Here is a 20,393-nt window from a genome sequence, read left to right as displayed (position 1 = left end):
TTCGTGAGATTTTCGCGCTTCTTCATCGACCGGCCGATCTTCGCGGCCGTGATCTCGGTCATCATCGTGCTGGTGGGGGCCTTCGCCTATCCCACCCTGCCGGTGGCGCAGTACCCGGAGATCGCCCCGCCCACCATCACGGTGACGGCCAGCTATCCGGGCGCCTCGGCCGAGGTGATCGCCGACACCGTGGCCACGCCGCTGGAGCAGGAGATCAACGGCGTCGAGGACATGCTCTACATGTCCTCCTCGTCCACGTCGGACGGCCTGCTGACGATCACGCTGACGTTCAAGCTGGGCGCCGACCTCGACAAGGCCCAGGTGCTGGTGCAGAACCGGGTGGCCTCGGCCGAACCGCGCCTGCCCGAGGAGGTGAGGCGCCTGGGGGTTACGACCCGCAAGGCCTCGCCCGACCTCCTGATGGTCATCCACCTCTATTCGCCGGACGGCTCGCGCAGCTCGGAATACATCTCCAACTACGCCACCCTGCACATCCGCGACCAGCTCGCGCGCCTGGACGGCGTGGGCGACGCCCGCGTGTTCGGCGCCCGCGACTACGCCATGCGGGTCTGGATCGATCCGGACAAGGCCGCCGCGCACAACCTGACGGCCGGCGAGATCGTGCAGTCGCTGCGCGGCCAGAACGTGCAGGTGGCCGCCGGCGCCGTGGGCCAGCCGCCGTTCAGCGACACCGGCTCGAACTTCCAGCTCAACATCAACACCCAAGGCCGCTTGGCCGACCCGCGGCAGTTCGCCGACATCGTGCTGAAGACCGATCCGGCCGGCCGGCTGGTGCGCGTGAGCGACGTGGCCCGCGTCGAGCTGGGGGCCCAGGACTACAGCATCAACGCCTACCTCGACCGCGGCCAGCGCGCCGTCGCCATCGGCATCAGCCAGCGTCCGGGCACCAACGCGCTCGCCACCGCCGACAGCGTGCTGGCGACGATGAAGACGCTCGGCAAGGACTTCCCGCCGGGCCTGAAATACACGGTCATCTACAACCCTACCGAATACGTCGCCGAGTCGATCAAGGAGGTTCGCAAGACCCTGTTCGAGGCGGTGGTGCTGGTCGTGCTGGTGGTCATCGTCTTCCTGCAGACCTGGCGGGCGGCGATCATCCCGGTGGTGGCGATCCCGGTGTCGCTGGTCGGCGCCTTCACGGTGATGGCCGGCTTCGGCGCCTCGCTGAACAACCTCTCGCTGTTCGGGCTGGTGCTGGCCATCGGCATCGTCGTCGACGACGCCATCGTGGTGGTCGAGAACGTCGAGCGGAACCTCGCGCGCGGCATGTCGCCCAAGGAGGCGGCCTACCGGACCATGGACGAGGTGGGCGGGGCGCTGATCGCCATCGCCCTCGTGCTGGTGGCGGTGTTCGTGCCCACGGCCTTCATTACCGGCATCTCGGGCCAGTTCTACCGGCAGTTCGCGCTGACCATCGCCAGCGCCACGCTGATCTCTTGCCTGGTGTCGCTGACCCTCTCGCCGGCCATGGCGGCCCTGGTGCTGCGGCCCCATCCCGAGCGCCTGCCCGAGCCGCGCGGCTGGCGCGCGCCGTTCCAGATCTTCGGGCGGCGGTTCAACGCGACCTTCGAGAACCTGAGCGAGCGCTACGGCCGGCTGACCTCGCACACGGTCCGGCGGGTGGGGATCATGCTGGTGGTCTACGCCGCCCTCCTGGGCCTCACCGCCTGGCGGTTCGCCGCCACGCCGACCGGCTTCATCCCGGCCCAGGACCAGGGCTACTACATCGCCGTCGTCCAGCTCCCGCCGGGCTCGTCGCTGTCGCGCACCGACGCGGTGGTGCGCCGGGTGGTGAACGAGGCGCTGGACACCAAGGGGATCGTGCACGCCGCCGCCTTCGCGGGCCTCGACGGCACCACGTTCTCGAACGCGCCCAACGCCGGGACCATCTTCCTGCCGATGACGCCGTTCGAGGACCGCGCCAAGGATGGCGTGAACGCCCAGAAGGTGCTGGAGGACCTCCGGGCCCGGCTGGGCGCGATCCCCGGCGCCAACGTGCTGGTGATCCAGCCGCCGCCCGTGCGCGGCATCGGCACCGGCGGCGGCTGGAAGCTCATCATCGAGGACCGCTCGGGCGCGGGCTACCGCGCGCTGGAGCAGGCCACCACCGACCTGATGATCCAGGGCAACCAGGAGAAGGAGCTGACCTCCGTCTTCACCCTGTTCAACACCTCCACCCCCAGGCTGTGGGCCGAGATCGACCGGGACAAGGCGCAGCTCGCCGGCGTGCCGCCCGAGCGCGTGTTCGAGACGCTGTCGGTCTATCTGGGCTCCAGCTTCATCAACGACTTCAACTACCTGGGCCGCACCTACCGGGTGACGGCGCAGGCCGACGCGCCGTTCCGCGACGAGCCCTCGGACATCATGCGGCTGCAGACCCGCTCGGCCAGCGGCGCGATGACGCCCCTGGGTTCGGTGGCCACGCTGCGCGACGACTCCGGGCCCTATCGCGTGGTCCGCTACAACCTCTTCCCCGCCGCCGAATTGCAGGGCGACACCAAGCCCGGCTACTCGTCGGGCCAGGCGCTGGCGGCGGTGGAGAAGATGGCCGACGCGCGGCTGCCCGAGGGCTTCGCCCACGAGTGGACCGAACTCGCCTACGCCCAGAAGGAGGCCGGCAACACCGGGCCCATCGCCTTCGGCCTGGCGGTGGTGTTCGTGTTCCTGCTTCTGGCCGCCCAGTACGAGAGCGTGACGCTTCCGCTGGCCATCATACTGATCGTGCCCATGTGCCTCTTGGCCGCGATCCTGGGGGTGAACCTGCTGGGCAAGGACAACAACATCCTGACCCAGATCGGGCTTGTGGTGCTGGTGGGGCTGGCGGCCAAGAACGCCATCCTGATCGTCGAGTTCGCCAAGCAGGGCGAGGACCGCGGGCTCGACCGCTGGACGGCGGCGGTCGAGGCGGCGAGGACCAGGCTCCGCCCCATCCTGATGACCTCGTTCGCCTTCATCCTGGGCGTGCTGCCCCTGGTGGTGGCGAGCGGACCGGGCGCGGAGATGCGCCAGGCGCTGGGCACGGCGGTGTTCTTCGGGATGCTGGGCGTGACCGGCTTCGGCCTGATCTTCACCCCGGCGTTCTACGTGCTGTGCCGCGGGATCGGGGACCGGCTGCCGAAGCCCGGGCGCGAGGCGGAGGCGGCGCGGCCGGCGCCGGCGGAATAGCCTGAAGGCTTGACCTCCCTAGGGGCGCCCGCATCAAGTGCGCGGCCAGTTCAGAGGGAGGCAAGTCCATGGCGTTCAAACCGTTCGACCTGACCGGCAAGGTGGCGCTCGTCACCGGCGGCAACGGAGGCATCGGCCTGGGCATGGCCGAGGGCCTGGCCGCGGCCGGCGCCAAGGTCGCGATCTGGGGCCAGAACCCGGAGAAGAACGCCAAGGCGCAGGAGGCGCTGAAGGCCCACGGCGTGGACGTGCTGGTCCAGCGGGTGGACGTGGCCGACGAGGCGGCGGTGATCGCCGGCGTCGCCGAGGCGATCAGCACCCTCGGCCGGCTGGACTTCGTGGCCGCCAACGCCGGCATCGGCGGCGGCGGGCCGTTCGCCGAGATGACCACCGAGCAGTGGCGGCGCGTCACCACGGTGAACCTGGATGCGGTGTTCTGGACGTTCCGGGAGGCCGCCAAGCACATGATCGCCCGCGCCGAGGCCGGCGATCCCGGCGGCTCGCTGGCGGTGACCTCCTCGACCTCGGCCATCCACGGCGCGCCGCGCAACCAGGCCTACGCCTCCACCAAGGCCGCGGTGATCGCCATGATCCGCGGCCTGGCGGTCGAGTACGCCCGCTACGGCATCCGCGCCAACGCCATCCTGCCGGGCTGGATCGCCACCGACATGACCGCCGGCCTGCAGGCCTGGGACACCTTCAACGAGAAGGCCATCGGCCGGGTGCCGATGCGCCGCTGGGGCGAGGGCGAGGATTTCTCGGGCGTGGCCGTCTACCTGGCCTCGGACGCCTCGAAGTTCCACACCGGCGACAGCCTCGTCATCGACGGCGGCTACACGATCTTCTGAGACCTCAAGCGCCCCCATGCTGACCGACCCCGTCTTCTACGCCCTCGCCGTGCCGGCGGTGGCGCTGATGGGGCTGGCCAAGGGCGGGTTCTCGGGCGTCGGCGCGGTGGCCATGCCGCTGCTCGCGCTGGCCATCTCCCCGGTGCAGGCCGCGGCCATCCTCCTGCCCATCCTGATCGTGCAGGACGTGGTGGGCGTCTGGGCGTTCCGGCGCACCTGGGACCGGGGAATCCTGACGCTGATGGTCCCGAGCGCGGCGGTCGGCATCTTCCTGGGCTACCTGATGGCGGCCCAGGTGTCGGCCACGGCCGTGCTGGCGACGCTGGGCGCCATCTCCATCGCCTTCGCCGCCCACCGCCTGTGGATCGCCCGGGGCGGGCGGGTCCAGGCGCCATCGAACGCGCCCCGGTGGGTGGGCGCGATCCTGGGCGCGCTGTCGGGCTTCACCAGCCAGATCGCCCACGCCGGCCAGCCGCCGTTCCAGATGTGGGTGCTGCCCAAGCAGCTGGAGCCGGCGGTGTTCGTGGGCACCAACGCCATCTACTTCGCGGCCATCAACTGGCTGAAGGTCCCGGCCTATGCGGCCCTGGGCCAGTTCACCCGCCAGAACCTGACGACCGCCGCCGTGCTGATTCCCGTGGCCATCGCGTCCACCTTCGCCGGCGTCTGGCTGGTCCGCCGGGTGCGGGCCGAACGGTTCTACGTGATCATCTACGGCCTGATGATGCTGGTGGGCGTCCAGCTCCTCTGGGAGGCCTGGCGCGCCTAGGGTCGCGCCGGGCGAGGACCCTAGTCCGTGAAGACGACGGTCTTGCGGCCGTTCAGCAGGACGCGGTCCTCGAGGTGCCAGCGGACGGCGCGGGCCAGGACCCGTCGCTCGATGTCGCGGCCTTTGCGGATCAGGTCGCGCGGATGGTCGCGGTGGCTGATGCGCTCGACGTCCTGCTCGATGATCGGCCCCTCGTCGAGGTCGGCGGTGACGTAGTGGGCGGTGGCCCCGATCACCTTCACGCCGCGGGCGTGGGCCTGGTGGTAGGGCTTGGCGCCCTTGAAGCCCGGCAGGAACGAGTGGTGGATGTTGATGCAGCGCCCTTCCAGCTTGGCCGAGAGGTCGTCCGACAGGATCTGCATGTAGCGGGCGAGCACCACGAGCTCGGTCCTCGTCTCCTGGATCAGGCTCCAGAGCCGGGCCTCCTGCTCCGCCTTGGTCTCGGCTGTGATCGGCAGGTGGTGGAAGGCGACGCCCTTCAGGTCGGTGTGCGGATAGGTGGAGGCCGGGTGGTTGGACACGACGGCGGAGATGTCCATCGGCAGTTCGCCCTGGCGCCAGCGCCAGATGAGGTCGGCCAGGCAGTGATCCTGCTGGGAGGCCAGGATCATCACGCGGCGCCGCTCGCCGCGGTCGCGGAGGCTCCAGCGCATGGAATAGCCCTCGGCCAGCGGGGCGAAGGCCTCGCGCCAGGCGTCCGGGCCGGTGTCGCCCGGATCGAACACCACGCGCATGAAGAACTGGCCGGTCTCCTCGTCGTCGAACTGCTGGGCGTCGAGGATGTTGGCGCCGCGCTCGAAGAGCAGGGTGGAGACGCGGGCGACTATGCCGGGCTGGTCGGGGCAGGAAAGCGTCAGGATCATCGCGCGGGGACCGCTCGCAGGCGAAGGGCGTATGGTCAAGCCCCGTCGCGTCGCCCGCCCGCGCGGGACCTAGCGCCGCATGGCGGCGACCGCGTCGCGGGCCTCATTCATCTCGCGGCGGTCGACCACGCCGTCGTCGTTGCGGTCGGCCCGGTCGAAGAGGCTGGGCCCCTCGACGAACTCGCGGCGGCCCAGGCGGCCGTCGCGGTCGGCGTCCATGGCCTGCATGAGCTGGGCCATGCGCTCGCCGCCGCCGCGCCGGCGGGCCAGCCGACCGCCGCCGTCGGCCTGGCTGACGAAGCCGTCGTTGTTCCGATCCAGGCGATCGAACAGGCGGTTGCGGGCGTCGCGAAATTCGGCCCGGGTCACGGCGCCGTCGCGGTTGGCGTCGGCTTCCTGGAGCATCTTCAGCGGATCGCGGCCTCCGGCCGCGGCGCAGGCGGCGGCGGGGGCGGCGAGGACGAGGGCGGCGAGGATCAGCGGCAGGCGCATCGGGGTCTCCGAAGGATCGTGGAAGGGGTTCCCGGCGCGGCCCCGTTCTGGGGGAGCCGAAGGGGCCGCGCCGGACGCGCTCGCGGGGCGGGGGGCTTAGTCGCGGCGCGTGTAGGTGTTGGTGCGGCTGTAGGTCTGGCCCGAGCCGGTGGTGGCGGACCGGTTCACGGTGATCGTGTCGTCCGTGACCTGGATGTCGCCGTGGGTGGTGGCCGAGCGGCCGTTCGAGGTGGAGACGCCGCGGTCGCGGGCGTAGCCGTCCTCGGTCTTGTAGATGGTGCTCCAGCCGGTCTGGGTCGCGCCCTGGGTCCCGGTCCGGCTGCGGTTGATGCTGACCGAGCCGTCCTCGTTGCGGACCGCCGAACCCGTGCGGGTGGCCTGGGCCCCGTTCCGCCAGGTGCGCTGGGTCGTGTTGTCGACGCGGCCGTCGCCCCAGGTGGTGTCGCGGCTGGTGCGGTAGCCGTGGCCCCCGCGGCCGATCACGCCGCGCTCGGCGTAGGTGTGGCCGGGGTCGCGGTCGATCCGGCGGCCGGCCAGCGCCGGCCGGCCCAGGGGACCGTCCACGAGGCGCGGGCCGGAGCGGTGGCCGGCCGAGGCCTCGCCGGCCAGGGCGAGGCCGGCGGCGACGGCGGCGAGGGCTAGGGGGAGGCGCAGGGCGTTCATCGGGGGCTCCTTCGTTCGTGTCACGAGGCGAAGGTCCCCCCGCAGCGTATGCGGGGCGTGACGGCGCCGCGACGGAGCGTAACGAAGTGTATCGGGCGGCCGATCGGACTTCCCCCGCGCGCGCGGCGGCGGGAGTTTCCAGGCATGAGACGCCTGCCGCTCCTCGCTGCCCTCCTGGCGGCCCTGATCGCCGCGCCGGCCTGCGGGGCCGCGCCGGCCGCCGAGCCGCTCGAGACCCTGGTGCACGACGGCCGCACGCGCACGGCGCTGGTCCGCGACTATTCCGGCGGCCGCAAGGCGCCGCTGGTGCTGGTGCTGCACGGGGCGGGCGGGAACGCCGAGATCACCGCCCGCATGACGCGCTTCGACGAGGTCGCCCGGCGGGAAGGGCTGATCGTCGCCTATCCGAACGGGACCGGACGTTTCGCCGACCGCTTTCTCACCTGGAACGCCGGCCACTGCTGCGCCTACGCGTTCCGGGAGCAGGTGGACGACCTGGGCTATCTGTCGGCCCTGATCGACCGACTCGTGGCGACGCGCTCGGTCGATCCCTCGCGGGTCTATGTGACGGGGCTCTCCAACGGCGGGATGATGGCCCACCGCGCGGGGATCTTCCTGTCCGACAAGGTGGCGGCCATCGCCCCCGTGATCGGCGCCGTCTTCGGGGATGAGCCTTCGCCCAAGCGTCCCGTCCCGGCGCTGATCGTGGTCGGCGCGGACGACCGGATCATGCCGGGCGCCGGCGGCATGCCGGGGGCGGGCCTGTCGCTGCCGGGCGGACGCGCCAGCGAGGCGGCGGACCGGCCGATCGCGCCGGCCAGGGCCCAGGCCGACTACTGGGCCAAGGCGGATGGATGCCGGACGGAGGCTGTCCGGGAGGAGCCTTCGGCGACGGTCACGACCCATGGCGGCTGCCGGGGCGGGGCGGAGGTGCGCTTCTACGTGGTCAAGGACAACGGCCACGCCTGGCCCGGCGGCGAGGCGGCGCGGCCGGAGGCCGACCGGCCGACGCAGGCGTTCGACGCCACCGAGGTCATCTGGGACTTCTTCCGCCGTCACCGGCTGCCGGCGCGGTAGGCCGAAGGGCGAAGATCTGGCCCAGGATGGTGGCCACATAGACCGAGCCGTCCAGGCCGAAGGCCGTGCCCACGGTGAACAGGGTCCGGCCGGGCAGGGGGACGCGGTCGAGCTCGGCGCCGGTCCGTACGTCCACCACGGTCAGGTCGTTCTCCCCGCGGGCGCGGGCCACGGCGGGGTAGGCGAGGCCGCCTGCGGCCTGGGCGGCGATGCTGCGGTTGTCGCGCGCGTCGTCGCGCCAGAGGAGCTCGGCGTGGTCGCCCCGGTCGGCGATGGCCAGGAGCGGCCCGCCGCCGGTCGGGATGATGATCCCCTCGGGCGACGTGGAGGGACTGCCGCCCGAGGCCCAGCCGATGGGGAAGCGCCAGATGGACCGGCCCGTGGCCGCGTCGATGGCGTGGACGCTGTCGACGTTGTCGTTGACGTAGAGCCGTCTTCCGTCGGCGGTGAGGTCGGGGCTGGAGCCCGAGCCGCCGGGCAGGGCGTCATTGGTCCACAGCGCCGTGATGCGCGGGACCGGGTCCTCGGCGTACCGCATGGCGCGCAGGCCGGCCTGCTTCGCCCCCTTGTCCCAGAAGGTGAAGAAGAAGCGGCCCGTCCGCTCGTCCACGGCGATGGTGTTGGCCGCCGGGCAGTCCTCGGTCCCGCGCATGCAGGCGCGCACCGGCTGGTCGGGGCTCTTCGGATCGTAGGTCGCCCCGGGGATCAGCTCCACGGGCGGCAGGACGGCCTCGCCGGTGTCGCGGCGCAGGACGTAGATGCGGCCGATGTGGGTGACGAAGATCAGGTGGCCCTGGGGCGTGAACTGGGCCGACAGCGTGAAGCCCGCGATGGGCGTGCGCCACAGCACCTTGCCGTCGCCGTCGAAGGCGACCATGGCTTCGTTGTCCGAGAGATAGATGCGTCCCTCGCGGTCCAGCAGGGCCGAGGACGAGACCGCCGACCGGTTCACGGCGTCGGAGCACCAGATGGTCTCGCCGGTCTTCTGGTCGAGGACGTAGAGGTGGCAGCCGGGCGCGGTGGTGGTGACATAGACGCGGCCCCGGGCGTCGGTGGTGGCGCCGAGGTTGATGCTCCCGCCCTCGAACCGCCGGGACCAGGCGAGCTCCAGGTCGCGCGCGCCGGGAACGGCGAGGTAGTCGGTGTTGGCGGCGTCGGCGTGGGCGGCGGACCAGCCGGGGCCGTAGGCGGACGCGGCCGGCGGCGGGGCGGGGGCGGGCGTCGCGCAGGCGGCGAGGACCAGGGCGGAGGCGGCGGCGAGGTCGAGCGCGGTCGAGGCTTTCATACCCGAGTTCTGCGACGGCCCCCGGCCCCGGACCAGTGGCCGGGAGCGTCGAGCGCCATGGCGGCCGGCTATGGGGCCGTCAGGCGGCCACGTCCCGCGGGCGAACGGTGACGGCGGCCTTGGAGAGCTCGGCCATGGCCTTGATGAGGGGAGACTGCCAGCGTTCGGCCGTGGTCAGCATCCAGCAGGCGTAGGTGAGGTCGAGCGTGGTCGAGACGGGGACCAGGCGGCCGTCCGCGAGGTGGTCGCGGAACAGGAACGCGGCGCCCAGCGCGATGGCGTCGGTGTCGAGGGCGCGCTGGATGATCAGCCCGTAGTCGTCGCTGACGAAGGCGCGCAGGTTGTCGGCCTGCCGCCGGTCGAGCTCGCCGGCCCAGCGCTCGACGCCGGGCAGGACGCTGGGCAGGGCGATGGGATGACGGAGCACCTCGGCGGGGCCGGCGCCGGACAGTTCGAGCGCCGGATGGCCCGGCCGCGCGACCAGGATGATCGCGTCCTCGAAGAGCTTCTTGCGGATCAGCTCGCCATAGCGGGCGGCGTGCTCGGAATAGCCGAAGGCGATGTCGACGCGGCCCTCGTTCAGGGCGCGGATCACGCCCGGCCCGGTCTCCATCAGCGTCTCGACATGCAGCTTGGGGAAGCGCTGGGCCACCCGGCGCATCAGCTCGGGCAGGGGCTTGATGCGCGTGGCCGGGCCGACGGCGATGCGGATGCGGCCCTCCTCGCCCCGGGCGAGCTGCTCCAGGTCCCGGCTCAGGGCGGCGACGCCCTGCAGCAGGATTTCCGCCCGCTGGGCGACGAAGGCGCCGTAGGCGGTGGGCCGCGCCGCGCCGTTGGTCCGCTCGAACAGGCGCAGCGAAAGCTGGGCCTCCAGCCGGGCGATGCTCTTGGACAGGGTGGGCTGGGCGATCTGCAGCTTGCGCGCAGCCCCGCTGAAGCCGCCCGCGCGGCAGATTTCCAGAATCTGTTCGAGGTGCCGAAGCTCCATGCCCCGAGGCTATAGCATCGCGACCCGCTACTGGGGAGATTGCCCCGGCGCTTCCGGCTAGGGTCGTTTCGGGGAGTTACGACCGAACGAGGGGATTCCATGGCGGCGAAGCAGGCTGCGGCGTTGGTGTTGGCGGCGGTGACGGTGGGCGGGGCGTCCTCGGCGGTGGCGGTGGACGGCAGGCCCGCGCGGCCCCCGAACGTGATCGTCATCCTGGCCGACGACCTGGGCTATGGGGACCTTTCCAGCTACGGCTCGACGATCATCCGGACGCCGAACATCGACGCCCTGGCCGCCGACGGCGTGCGGTTCACGGAAGGCTATGTCACCCACCCCGTCTGCGCGCCGTCGCGGGCCGGAATCCTGACCGGGCGCTACCAGACGCGGTTCGGCTACGAGTTCAATCCGGTGGGCCGCGACCGCACGGGCGGCGTCTCGCTCGCCGAGACCTTCGTGGGCCAGGTGATGAAGCAGGCCGGCTACCGCACGGCGATGGTCGGCAAGTGGCACCTCGGGATGGCCGACGGCTACCACCCGATGGACCGCGGCTTCGACGAGTTCTTCGGCATGACCGCCGGCGCTTCGAGCTACATGCTGGACCTCCAGCCCGGCGACGAGGCCTACACCCCGCCGGGCTCCGAGGCCTCGGAGCGAGCCAGCGCCCGCGATCCCCTGCCGGCCGACGCCACGCCCGCCCAGCGCATGGCCTACACCCGCCGGATGTCGCCGATCGAACGGGGCAAGCAGAAGGTGGAGGTGAAGGACTACCTCACCGACGCCTTCACCGACGAGGCGGTGCGGTTCATCGGGGCCAACAAGGACCGGCCGTTCTTCCTCTACCTGGCCTACAACGCGCCCCATACGCCCCTTCAGGCGCCCAAGAAGTACGTCGACCGCTACCGGCACGTACCGGACAAGGGCAAGCGGGTCTACGCGGCGATGGTCTCGGCTCTGGACGACGGCGTGGGCGAGATCCGGGCGAAGCTGAAGGCCGAGGGCCTGGAGCGGGACACCCTGATCGTCTTCCTGAGCGACAACGGCTGCGCCGCCTATGTGCTGGGCGCCTGCTCGAACGCGCCGCTCAGCGGGTACAAGGGCACGCACCTGGAAGGCGGCGTGCGGGTGCCGTTCATCGTCTCGTGGCCCGGGACGGTCCCGTCCGGCCGGACGGACGACCGGATGGTCTCCAGCCTGGACATCGTGCCCACGGCCGCGGCCCTGGCCGGGGCGACGCTGCCGAAGGGCTCGGACGGGGTGAACCTGCTGCCCTATCTGGCGGGGGGCGATCGCGGCGTCCCCAATCCGACGCTCTACTGGCGGGCGGGCCCCAACTATGCGATCCGCGATGGACGCTGGAAGATGTGGAGCGTGAACAAGGCCCCGCCCGGCGCCGAGGCGACCGGGAGCGCCGAGATCACGCCGGACGGGACGCACGCGACTGTCTCGCCCTACGGTCAGCACGTGATGCTTTACGACCTCAAGACCGACCTCGGCGAACATCGGAACCGCGCGCCCCGCGAGCCCAAGGTCGTGGCCGACCTGCAGGCCAAGCTGAAGGCCTGGGACGCCGGCAACGTCACGCCGCAATGGACCAGCATGCGCCAGTCGGTGAAGAAGCAGGACGGCCACCTCCTCCAGATGTACGACTAGCGCGCCGATGTCCCGATCCGCCGCCAGCCTCACCGAGGAGACGACGCCCGACCGCGCCGCGCGGGAGGCGGAGCGGCGCGAGACCTTCATGCGGATCGCCGCGCGGGTCTTCCGCGAGCAGGGACTGGCCCGGGGCACCATGGAGCAGGTCGCCGCCGCGGCCGGCGTCACCAAGATGGTGCTCTACCGGCGGTTCGCCTCGAAGGACGAACTGATCCAGGCGATCCTGAACGAGACCGTCCTGCGGTTCCGCAACGCCGACGCGCGGCCCTGGACCGGATACGGCGCGGGCATGCGCCGCTCGCTCGCGGCGGCGCGGTCGTTCGAGGACGGCTACATCCTGCTGGTGCGCGATTGCCGCCGCCAGACGGCCTACCAGTCCTTCCAGGACACGCTGCGCCGGCGCACTGGCGCGCGGCTCAAGTCGCTGCTCTGGCATCCGGCCAAGCCGCCGCCGAAGGCCGAGCTGCCGGCCCTGCTGGACCTGTCGCTGGAGCCGATGATCTCGTTCTGCAACGACGCGCTCGCCTACTGGGTGGAGCAGGGCGATCCGGCGCAGGACGAGCACTACCTGCGCTGGTGCGGTCAGATGATCAGCGCCTGGCGCAGGAACGCCTGCGAGCTCCTGAACCTGGACTCGCCGGAACAGGACTGGGGCTTCGACACCGGGGAGCCCTGATGGATCACGACAACGACATGGGGAGAACGGGATGCTGCGTCGACGCGAGGCCCTGCTGGGAGCCGGCCTGTCCCTGGCGGCGGCCGGACAGGCCTCGGCCCAGGCCGGGGGACAACCGGTGAAGGCGCCGGCCGTGAAGCCCGAGTTCGCCCGGTTCGCCGCCGAGATCGCCGCGGCCCAGGAGCGGCTGGACGCCTTCATGGCCGCCTTCAACGCCCGCGACGTGGCGGCCTTCGAGGCCACGTTCAACTTCCCTCATGTCCGGTTCGCCTCGGGGACGGTGACGATCATCAATCCGGGTTTCCACAAGCCGGAGATGTTCGAGCGCGGCGCGCTGGCGGAATGGAACCACTCGGCCTGGCAGCGGCGCGACGTGATCCACGCCGGGGCCGACAAGGTGCACATCGACACCCGCTTCGCCCGCTACCGCAAGGACGGCAGCGTCCTGGGCGCCTTTGATTCCATCTACATCGTGACGAAGGTGGACGGCCGCTGGGGCATCCAGGGGCGCTCTAGCTTCGCGCCATAGCCATTCCCGCCGGCCGTCAAGCGGACACGGCGCTATGGCTCCAAGCCCTGCGGGCATTGGAAAGCCGGGCCGGCAATAGCTAGCTTCATTGCGGCTGTTACCAAGGAGTAACGCCCTCCCAGAATTTCTGCGGAGGTTGCGAAACAATATTCCTACAAATCCAATTGGAATTGGAGGATCAGCTTCGCCGCATCCAAGACGGCGAGCATCGAGGGGGATGACAATGAAGGCCGCAAGATTTCTGACGGGCGCGTCGCTGGCTGCGCTCTGCCTGGCCGTGGCCGCGCCGGCCGTCGCGCAGGACGCCGAGGTGGACGAGGTGCTGGTCACCGCCCGTAAGCGCGAGGAGAGCCTGCGCGAGGCGCCGCTCGCCGGCACGGCGATCGGCGCGGGCATGATCAAGGACATGGGCGGCATCGCCAACACCCAGGCGCTGCTCTCCAACGTGCCGGCGGTGAACTTCGCCAACACGTCCAATCCCGTGACGTCCGAGGTCTCGATCCGTGGCTCGGGAACGAGCCGGGCGACGGCCGCCGATGCGGCCGTGGGCCTCTATCGGAACGGCGTCTACATCGGCGGCGGCTACGTCGGCGGGCGCACCTTCTCCAAGACCGACTTCTTCGATGTGGGCCGGATCGAGGTGCTGCGCGGCGTGCAGGGCGCCCTGAACGGCCGCAACGCCGTGGGCGGCTCGGTGAACGTGGTCTCGGCCCGGCCGACCCAGGACCGCACCGGCTTCGCCCTGGTCGAGGTCGGCAACAACGAGCGCGGCGAGGTGCAGCTCGTCGTCAACGAGCCGATCAACGAAAACTGGGCGATCCGCCTGGGCGCCGACCTGATGAAGCAGAATGAGGGCTTCTTCTACAACCCGATCCGGGACGAGTACTTCGACGCCCAGGAGACCGAGATCTATCGCGGCCAGGTCCGCTACGAGAACGGCCCGTTCAGCGCCAACCTGCTGCTGGAGCACGGCCGCGACCAGCTGCCCGGCCTGATGTACCAGGTGATGATCCCCGCCAACGCGACCTATCCGCGGGGCATCTACCAGGACAAGTACGAGATGCCCTGGAACCATCCGTCGTCGGCCAAGCAGCAGGTCAACTACGCCGAGCTGGTGCTGGAGTACGACCTGGGCTTCGCGACGCTGACGTCCACCAGCTCGGTGCGCGAGCGCCGCTCGCAGAACGCCTATGACCGCGACGCCAGCTCTCCCGAGTTCCAGGCCTGGGCCCGGGCCCAGGGCCTGGTGGCGCCCGGCGCCAACCTGGGCGACGCCTTCCTGGGCGGCTCGCAGAACGACTTCGCCCGCATTCTCTTCCAGGACGTCCACCTGGTGGGCGAGCCGGTGGGCGCGCTGAGCTGGCTGGCGGGCGTCGAGTACTACGACCTGAACGACAAGTACCAGAACACCCTCTCGCAATCGCCGACCCGGACGAACCCGTCCCGGGGCACGGTGGGGGTGAGCCGGCTCGATTTCGTCTCCTGGGCGCTCTACGGCTCCCTGGGCTACGACGTCACCGAGGCCTTCAACGTCACGGCGGAAGGCCGCTACACTCGCGACGACAAGGACCTGCTGTCGGACCGCCTGGGCTTCGGCACCGGCGTGCCGGTGGGCACGGGCTTCAAGATCGACACCTCGCGCGAGACGGACAACTTCTCGTACAACGTCACCGCGTCGTACAAGATCATGGACTGGCTGACCTACGCGAAGATCGGCACGGCCTATCGCGCCGGCGGCTTCAACCTGGCCCTGGGCGACCCGCGCCAGCCGATCCCGGTGCCGGCCACCTTCGACGACGAGAAGGCGCGCTCCTACGAGGTGGGCCTGAAGGGCGACCTGGCGCCGCGCGTCTACCTGGCGGCGGCGGCCTACTTCACCGAGGTCGACAACCTGATGGTCCAGGCCGACAACGGCTGCAACATCTCGAATCCGGCCTGCCCGGTCCAGGCGACGCCATTCGTGTTCAACGCCGGCAAGGCCGAGCTGTGGGGCCTGGAGGCCGAGCTGACCGCCAGCCGCGAGGTTCTGGGGGGCGTGGCGCGGCTGACCCTGGGCGGCTCTCGCCAGGGCGGCGAGATCGTGGACGGGCCGGACAAGGGCAAGACCGGCCCGCAGCGGCCGAAGTGGACCGCCACCTTCTCGGTCAACTACCGCCATGACCTGCCGGGCGGCTACACCGGCTTCTTCAACGTGAAGGGCAACGGCCGCTGGGGCGGGGTGCAGGAGATCGCCCAGACGCCGAAGCTGTACGACTACCAGATCTTCGACGTGCGGGCCGGCGTGCAGCGGAACGCCTGGGAGCTGGCCCTGTTCGCCAACAACGCCGGGAACGAGTCGTACATCGTCTTCGACGCGCCCACGACCCGGCGCTGGAACATCCCCCGGACCTACGGGGCCCAGCTCCGCTACGGCTGGTAGGTCGTGGCCAGGGCGGGACTTGCCTGGCTGATCGCGCTCGTCGCACTCCTCCCCGCGGCGGCGCCGGCGGTCTCTTCGGCGTACGCCGCCGCAGAGGCCGCCGCACCGGCGCTGGCGGTGGAGATCCGCTACGGCGAGTGGGACGACCCGGCTCGGGGGGGCCGGGTCGTCCCCTACAAGATGTACGTCCCGGCCGGGAAAGGGCCGTTCCCGGTGGTTGTGCACTCGCACGGCCTGGGCGGTTCGCGCGAAGCCTCGGGCTACATCCTGGAGGCCGTGGCCAAGGCGGGGTTCCTGGTCGTGGCCCTCCAGCACGCGGGTTCGGACAGCGCCCTCCTCGAAGGCCTCGGCCCTGGGGGCGGGGAGGCCGGGCTGGTGGCGGCCGGCCGTCGGGGCATGAGCCCGCGAGCGGCCCAGGCCCGCTACGGCGACGTCCCCTTCGCCCTCGACCAGATCGCACGCGAGGCGCAGGCCGGCGGCCCCCTGGCGGGGAAGGCCGACCTCTCGCGCGTCGGCATGTCCGGCCACTCCTACGGCGCGCTCTCGACCCTGGTGGCGGTGGGGCAGCGTACGCTGGGTGCGCCGGCGGGCGCGAGCTTCGCCGAGCCGCGCATCAGGGCGGCCATCGCCTACAGCCCCAACAAGCCGCGCGGCGACGATCCGGCGGCCGCGTTCCGGAACGTGCGGACGCCGATGCTGCACTTCACGGGCACGGAGGACGTGACGCCGTTCGACCTGGAGCGCTCGCCGTTCGAGCGGACCGCGCCCTTCCAGGCCATCCAGGGCGCCGATCAGTTCCTGGTGATCCTGAGGGGCGGCGACCACGCGGTGTTCGGCGGACGGCGCGCGGCCACGGGCCGGCTGAAGCCGACCGATCCAGGCCACATGGCGCTGATCAAGGACGAGACGGTTCGCTTCTGGCGGGCGTACCTGGGCGGCGACGCCCGGGCCGCCGCCGAGCTTTGCGAGCTGCCTCAGCGGGCGGCGGCGCAGGGCGAGGGCTTCATCAAGGCGCCCCGTTGCGGGCCGCCCACCCCCATCGCGCCGCTGGACGGCGCCACGGACGACAAGAGGAAACCGGGATGATCGACAGACGACAGATGCTGGCCGCGGCCGCCGCGGCGGGCCTCGCGGGGCCAGCCGCCGCCGCCCCGAGCGGGCTCCGGCAGGCGGCCCGGGACGCGTGGATCTTCACCCTGCCGCTGATGGAGATCGCCCGCACACGCCACATGCGCGCCGCCGCGGGTATCAACCGGCTGGGTCATGCCCAGGCGCTGTCGGACTATACGGCCCGGGCGGTCACCACGCCCAACAACGACACGCTCTACTCCAGCGCGCAGATCGACCTGAGCAGGGGACCGGCGAGCTTCACCGTGCCGTCCGGCCGGGGGCGCTACATCTCGGTGGCGCTGATGGACGCCTATTCGAACAACTTCGCGGTGCTGGGAACGCGGACGACGCCTGACGGCGGGACGTTCACCCTGGTCGGGCCGGGGGCCGAGGCGCCGAAGGGCGCGATCCGCTCGCCGACCAACCACGTCTGGCTGCTGGGCCGGACCCTGGTGGCCAGCGCCGACGACTTCGCCGAGGCCCGTCGGGTGGCCGAGGGCATCACGCTGACGGCGCCCAAGGATGTCCCGCCGGCCCCGCCGATCCCGCGCCGCGGCGCGCCATGGGGCGAGTACTTCAGGACCGCGGGCCTGCTGCTGGGCCTCAACCCGCCGCTGCCGGGCGACGCGGCCATGGTCCGGCGCATGGCGCCGCTGGGCCTGGGACCGGACTTCGATCCGGCCCGCTTCACGCCCGCACAGGCCGCCGAGATCGAGGCCGGCGTCGCCGACGCGCGCGCCAGCCTGCGCGGCGGGGTCTCCGGCCGGAACTATGTCCAGGGCTGGTCCTATCCCAAGGCGGACCTGGGCGATTTCGGCCAAGACTACCAATACCGCGCCGCCGTGGCGCTGGGCGGCCTGGCCGCCCTGACGGTGGACGAGGCGGTCTACATGCAGGCCGAGGGCGAGGGCCGCGGCCGGTTCGCGCCGGGCGGCCTGTGGCGGCTGCACTTCCCGGCCGGGCGCCTGCCGCCGGTGGACGCCTTCTGGTCGCTCAGCATGTACGAGGCCACGCCCGAGGGGCAGTACTTCTTCACCCGAAATCCCCTCGACCGCTACGCCATCGGCGACCGCACGCCCGGGCTCGCGCACAATGCCGACGGCTCGCTGGACATCTGGATCGGCCATGCCGACCCGGGCCCGGAGCGGCGGTCCAACTGGCTGCCGGCGCCGGCCGCGCCATTCTCGGTGTTCCTGCGCGCCTACCTGCCCAGGGCCGAACTGAGGAACGGCCGCTACCGCCTGCCGCCGCTGCGGCGGGCCTGATGTAACGAAGTGTGTCCGGAGGGGCTTGGGGCTTCCTCCGGACGCCTCGGCGCAGGACATTGCGGCGGTTGGAGCCGAGGCCGCCCGTGGACCGCACCACCCTCATCGCCGTCGTCGAGGACGATCCCGAGATCCGCTCGCTGGTCTGCGGCCTGCTGGCGCGCGAGGGTTTCGAGGCCGCCGCCTGCCAGAACGGGACCGAGTTGGAGCGGTTGCTGTCGCGCCGGCGGGTGGACCTGGTGATCCTCGACCTCATGCTGCCGGGCGACGACGGCCTGACGATCTGCCGCCGCCTGCGCGCGGCCTCGCCCGCCACCCCCGTCCTGATGGTCACCGCCAAGGGCGAGGACGTGGATCGGATCATCGGCCTGGAGATCGGCGCCGACGACTACCTGCCCAAGCCGTTCAACCCGCGCGAACTCACAGCCCGCGCCCGGGCCATCCTGCGCCGGACCCGCGACGTCCACCAGGCGGCCAACCTGCCCCGGCCCGGGACGCTGCGGTTCGCCGGCTGGACCCTGGACGCGGGTTCGCGGGAGCTGATCGACCCCGAGGGCGGAGCGGTCGAACTGACCGGCGGCGAGTTCGACCTCTTGATGGTCCTGGCCACCCATCCGCAGCGGGTGCTGAACCGCGAGCAGCTCCTGGACTGGACGCGAGGGCGCAGCGCCGACCCCTTCGACCGCACCATCGACGTCCAGCTCAGCCGCCTGCGCCGCAAGCTGCGGGACGACGCCCGCGCGCCCGCCATCATTCGCACGGTGCGGGGCGGCGGCTACCTCTTCGCGCCCAAGGTCGAGCGCGGGGGCGAGCGCGGGTCGGCCGGGGCATGAAGGGGGCGCTCAACAGCATCGCCGTCCGTCTGGGGCTCCTGTTCCTGGCGGGGCTGGTGGTGATGCAGATCGCGGTGACCGTGGCCGTGCTCTGGCCCGAGGGCCGGCCCGCCATCTTCCGCCTGGTCTCGCCGCACGATGCGGCGGCCATGGCCCGGGCGCTGGAGGCGGCCACCCCCGAGCAGCAGCGGCTGATCGTCCAGGCGCTGAACGCCGGCAGCCTGATCGTTCAGCTCGAGCCGGGCTTCCCGGCCGAGGCCGCAGCGCCGCCGCCGCGCAGGGCCCGCTGGGCGCGGGGGCTGGAATCCTACGCGCGTTACCGCCACGAGCTGGAGGGCCGGCCCTTCCGGGTGCAGGTGCGCAACGGCGCGGCGCTGGGCGCGGCGGTCCACGGGCGGGTGGGCGCGCCGGGCGCGGTGCGGCTGCTGGTCGAGCTGAAGACCGGCCAGGTGCTGGTCGTCGAGCGCGCGCCCGTGCTGCTCCAGCGGCTGTTCGCCCGCTCGGCGGTGATCGCGGCGGCGGCCGGCGGGGTGCTGCTGCTGGTGATGGCGGCCTGCCTGCTGCAGATCGCGCTCCCGGCCCGCCGGCTTGCGCGCGCCGCCCGGGACCTCGCCACCGACATCGACATGCCCGACCTGCCCGAACGCGGAGCCGACGAGGTCCGCACGCTGTCGGCGGCGTTCAACGGCATGAAGCGGCGCATCCGGGGGCTGCTGGACGAGCGGACGCGGATGCTGGCCGCCATCGCCCACGACATGCGGACCTATCTGACGCGGCTGCGCCTGCGGGCCGACTTCATCGAGGACACGGCCCAGCGCGAGGCGGCCGTCCGCGACCTGGAGGACATGTCGCTGCTGCTGGACGACACCCTGACCTTCGCGAGCGAGGCGGCGCGCTACGGCGGCGCCGGTCCCCAGGCGACGGATGTGGCCCGCGAACTCGCCGATTTCGTCGCCGTGCGCACGCAGATGGGAGAACCCGTGAGCCTGGAGGCGAGCGGGACGGAGCCGCTCGCCGCCCGCTGCGCGCCGCTGGCCCTGCGCCGGATGCTGGCCAACCTGACGGACAACGCCGTCCGCTACGGCGGACTCGCCCGGCTGTCGGCGGGCCGCGAGGCGGACGAGGTCTGGGTGCGGGTGGAGGACGACGGCCCCGGCGTGCCCGCGGAGGCCCTGGCCCGGGTGCAGGAGCCGTTCGAGCGGCTGGAGCCCTCGCGGGGCCGGGAGACGGGCGGCGCCGGCCTGGGCCTGGCCATCGTCAGGGCCCTGGCCCGCAGCCAGGGCGGCGACCTCGTCGTGGAGAACCGCCCCGAAGGCGGCCTCAGCGCCACCGTCCGGCTGCCGGCGGCGGGAGACGGCGCTTGAGAAAACCCCCGGCGGCGCCTATCGCTGGCGCACACCCATCGCCGGCGCGTTTGGGGGACATGGCGGAACTGGTAGACGCAAGCGACTTAAAATCGCTCGGGCAACGCCCGTCCGGGTTCGACCCCCGGTGTCCCCACCAGGCCTAGAGTCCTTCCCGTTCAAACGGAATGATTTGAACGGGACGAAAAAGCTCCAAATCAAAGCCTTGAGCGCCATCTGGTCGCCAAACCGGCGTCCATTTTCGCGGATCGCGCTCTAGGACCAATCCACATTCAGGATTCCCATGCCTGAAAGGTGCTGAATCAATCGGTCTCCGGGTTTGTGATTCGGAGCGGGTTGATGAGCGTGAAGCGCTACGAGCTGAGCGGGAAGC

17 protein-coding genes and 1 tRNA gene are annotated in these 20,393 nt (G+C 71.6%); 13 read left to right on the top strand and 5 right to left on the bottom strand.

All coding sequences use genetic code 11. The features are described 5' to 3' along the window. The first annotated feature begins 3 nt into the window (after positions 1–3). The 3 genes from ACK4TT_RS15490 (at position 4) to ACK4TT_RS15480 (ending at position 4,803) form a co-directional block, all read left to right on the top strand. The gene (locus ACK4TT_RS15490) at positions 4–3,186 is read left to right on the top strand and encodes an efflux RND transporter permease subunit (RefSeq protein ID WP_409642603.1); all 3,183 of its coding nucleotides are present in this window, start codon (positions 4–6) and stop codon (positions 3,184–3,186) included. Positions 3,187–3,254: 68 nt separating this feature from the next. Continuing rightward, on the top strand, positions 3,255–4,034 hold the full coding sequence (locus ACK4TT_RS15485; RefSeq protein ID WP_409642601.1) for an SDR family NAD(P)-dependent oxidoreductase: 780 nt from the start codon (positions 3,255–3,257) through the stop codon (positions 4,032–4,034). A gap of 16 nt (positions 4,035–4,050) precedes the next feature. Next, positions 4,051–4,803, top strand: coding sequence for a sulfite exporter TauE/SafE family protein (locus ACK4TT_RS15480; RefSeq protein ID WP_410213358.1), 753 nt, complete (start codon positions 4,051–4,053; stop codon positions 4,801–4,803). A gap of 20 nt (positions 4,804–4,823) precedes the next feature. Here the strand turns inward: ACK4TT_RS15480 and purU are convergent, their stop codons facing one another. The 3 genes from purU to ACK4TT_RS15465 form a co-directional block, all read right to left on the bottom strand. Beyond that, a complete protein-coding gene (gene purU / locus ACK4TT_RS15475; protein WP_410213357.1) occupies positions 4,824–5,666 on the bottom strand; it encodes a formyltetrahydrofolate deformylase in 843 nt (280 codons plus the stop codon). Between the two features lie 69 nt (positions 5,667–5,735). Beyond that, positions 5,736–6,158, bottom strand: coding sequence for an EF-hand domain-containing protein (locus ACK4TT_RS15470; protein ID WP_410213356.1), 423 nt, complete (start codon positions 6,156–6,158; stop codon positions 5,736–5,738). A gap of 96 nt (positions 6,159–6,254) precedes the next feature. Continuing rightward, positions 6,255–6,821, bottom strand: coding sequence for a hypothetical protein (locus ACK4TT_RS15465; RefSeq protein ID WP_410213355.1), 567 nt, complete (start codon positions 6,819–6,821; stop codon positions 6,255–6,257). Between the two features lie 144 nt (positions 6,822–6,965). On the opposite strand from ACK4TT_RS15465, the gene ACK4TT_RS15460 reads away from it, so the two are divergent. Next, positions 6,966–7,898, top strand: a complete 933-nt coding sequence (locus ACK4TT_RS15460) for an alpha/beta hydrolase family esterase (RefSeq protein ID WP_410213354.1) — start codon at positions 6,966–6,968, stop codon at positions 7,896–7,898. Here ACK4TT_RS15460 and ACK4TT_RS15455 read toward each other — a convergent pair. Together ACK4TT_RS15455 and ACK4TT_RS15450 are read right to left on the bottom strand one after the other, a co-directional pair. Continuing rightward, positions 7,855–9,183 carry a PQQ-binding-like beta-propeller repeat protein gene (locus ACK4TT_RS15455; protein ID WP_410213353.1) on the bottom strand — a complete coding sequence of 443 codons (1,329 nt, stop codon included), beginning with the start codon at positions 9,181–9,183 and terminating at the stop codon, positions 7,855–7,857. The genes ACK4TT_RS15460 and ACK4TT_RS15455 overlap by 44 nt on opposite strands. Positions 9,184–9,262: 79 nt before the next feature. After that, positions 9,263–10,171 carry a LysR family transcriptional regulator gene (locus ACK4TT_RS15450; protein WP_410213352.1) on the bottom strand — a complete coding sequence of 303 codons (909 nt, stop codon included), beginning with the start codon at positions 10,169–10,171 and terminating at the stop codon, positions 9,263–9,265. A 99-nt stretch (positions 10,172–10,270) separates the two neighbouring features. Between ACK4TT_RS15450 and ACK4TT_RS15445 the strand changes: the two genes are divergently transcribed. From ACK4TT_RS15445 to ACK4TT_RS15405, 9 genes are all read left to right on the top strand, one after another. After that, positions 10,271–11,821: a sulfatase-like hydrolase/transferase gene (locus tag ACK4TT_RS15445; RefSeq protein ID WP_410213351.1), complete on the top strand. Its 1,551-nt coding sequence runs from the start codon at positions 10,271–10,273 to the stop codon at positions 11,819–11,821. Positions 11,822–11,828: 7 nt separating this feature from the next. After that, positions 11,829–12,500 carry a TetR/AcrR family transcriptional regulator gene (locus ACK4TT_RS15440; protein WP_410213350.1) on the top strand — a complete coding sequence of 224 codons (672 nt, stop codon included), beginning with the start codon at positions 11,829–11,831 and terminating at the stop codon, positions 12,498–12,500. Between the two features lie 31 nt (positions 12,501–12,531). Continuing rightward, positions 12,532–13,029: a hypothetical protein gene (locus ACK4TT_RS15435; RefSeq protein ID WP_410213349.1), complete on the top strand. Its 498-nt coding sequence runs from the start codon at positions 12,532–12,534 to the stop codon at positions 13,027–13,029. A 223-nt stretch (positions 13,030–13,252) separates the two neighbouring features. After that, complete coding sequence (locus tag ACK4TT_RS15430; protein WP_409642483.1) at positions 13,253–15,448, top strand: TonB-dependent receptor; 2,196 nt, start codon at positions 13,253–13,255, stop codon at positions 15,446–15,448. A gap of 3 nt (positions 15,449–15,451) precedes the next feature. Beyond that, complete coding sequence (locus tag ACK4TT_RS15425; protein ID WP_409642486.1) at positions 15,452–16,534, top strand: alpha/beta hydrolase family protein; 1,083 nt, start codon at positions 15,452–15,454, stop codon at positions 16,532–16,534. After that, positions 16,531–17,823, top strand: a complete 1,293-nt coding sequence (locus ACK4TT_RS15420; protein ID WP_409642489.1) for a DUF1254 domain-containing protein — start codon at positions 16,531–16,533, stop codon at positions 17,821–17,823. Before ACK4TT_RS15425 ends, ACK4TT_RS15420 begins: the two co-directional genes overlap by 4 nt. An 86-nt stretch (positions 17,824–17,909) precedes the next feature. Further along, positions 17,910–18,656, top strand: a complete 747-nt coding sequence (locus ACK4TT_RS15415) for a response regulator (RefSeq protein ID WP_409642492.1) — start codon at positions 17,910–17,912, stop codon at positions 18,654–18,656. Beyond that, complete coding sequence (locus ACK4TT_RS15410; RefSeq protein ID WP_410213348.1) at positions 18,653–20,020, top strand: ATP-binding protein; 1,368 nt, start codon at positions 18,653–18,655, stop codon at positions 20,018–20,020. The genes ACK4TT_RS15415 and ACK4TT_RS15410 overlap by 4 nt, the downstream gene beginning before the upstream one ends. Positions 20,021–20,073: 53 nt before the next feature. After that, positions 20,074–20,159 (top strand) — tRNA-Leu (locus tag ACK4TT_RS15405). Positions 20,160–20,393 lie beyond the last annotated feature (234 nt).

The organism is Phenylobacterium sp. (genome assembly GCF_046463815.1).
In the GTDB taxonomy this organism is placed as follows: domain Bacteria; phylum Pseudomonadota; class Alphaproteobacteria; order Caulobacterales; family Caulobacteraceae; genus Phenylobacterium.
This window is presented reverse-complemented; position numbering and strand designations above follow the sequence as displayed.

Coding starts and splice junctions, on each gene's coding strand:
- ACK4TT_RS15435 (WP_410213349.1), top strand. CDS start 12,532: ATGCTGCGTCGACGCGAGGCCCTGCTGGGAGCCGGCCTGTCCCTGGCG.
- ACK4TT_RS15460 (WP_410213354.1), top strand. CDS start 6,966: ATGAGACGCCTGCCGCTCCTCGCTGCCCTCCTGGCGGCCCTGATCGCC.
- ACK4TT_RS15445 (WP_410213351.1), top strand. CDS start 10,271: ATGGCGGCGAAGCAGGCTGCGGCGTTGGTGTTGGCGGCGGTGACGGTG.
- ACK4TT_RS15455 (WP_410213353.1), bottom strand. CDS start 9,183: ATGAAAGCCTCGACCGCGCTCGACCTCGCCGCCGCCTCCGCCCTGGTC.
- ACK4TT_RS15410 (WP_410213348.1), top strand. CDS start 18,653: ATGAAGGGGGCGCTCAACAGCATCGCCGTCCGTCTGGGGCTCCTGTTC.
- ACK4TT_RS15430 (WP_409642483.1), top strand. CDS start 13,253: ATGAAGGCCGCAAGATTTCTGACGGGCGCGTCGCTGGCTGCGCTCTGC.
- ACK4TT_RS15470 (WP_410213356.1), bottom strand. CDS start 6,158: ATGCGCCTGCCGCTGATCCTCGCCGCCCTCGTCCTCGCCGCCCCCGCC.
- ACK4TT_RS15420 (WP_409642489.1), top strand. CDS start 16,531: ATGATCGACAGACGACAGATGCTGGCCGCGGCCGCCGCGGCGGGCCTC.
- ACK4TT_RS15440 (WP_410213350.1), top strand. CDS start 11,829: ATGTCCCGATCCGCCGCCAGCCTCACCGAGGAGACGACGCCCGACCGC.
- ACK4TT_RS15450 (WP_410213352.1), bottom strand. CDS start 10,171: ATGGAGCTTCGGCACCTCGAACAGATTCTGGAAATCTGCCGCGCGGGC.
- ACK4TT_RS15485 (WP_409642601.1), top strand. CDS start 3,255: ATGGCGTTCAAACCGTTCGACCTGACCGGCAAGGTGGCGCTCGTCACC.
- ACK4TT_RS15480 (WP_410213358.1), top strand. CDS start 4,051: ATGCTGACCGACCCCGTCTTCTACGCCCTCGCCGTGCCGGCGGTGGCG.
- ACK4TT_RS15465 (WP_410213355.1), bottom strand. CDS start 6,821: ATGAACGCCCTGCGCCTCCCCCTAGCCCTCGCCGCCGTCGCCGCCGGC.
- purU (WP_410213357.1), bottom strand. CDS start 5,666: ATGATCCTGACGCTTTCCTGCCCCGACCAGCCCGGCATAGTCGCCCGC.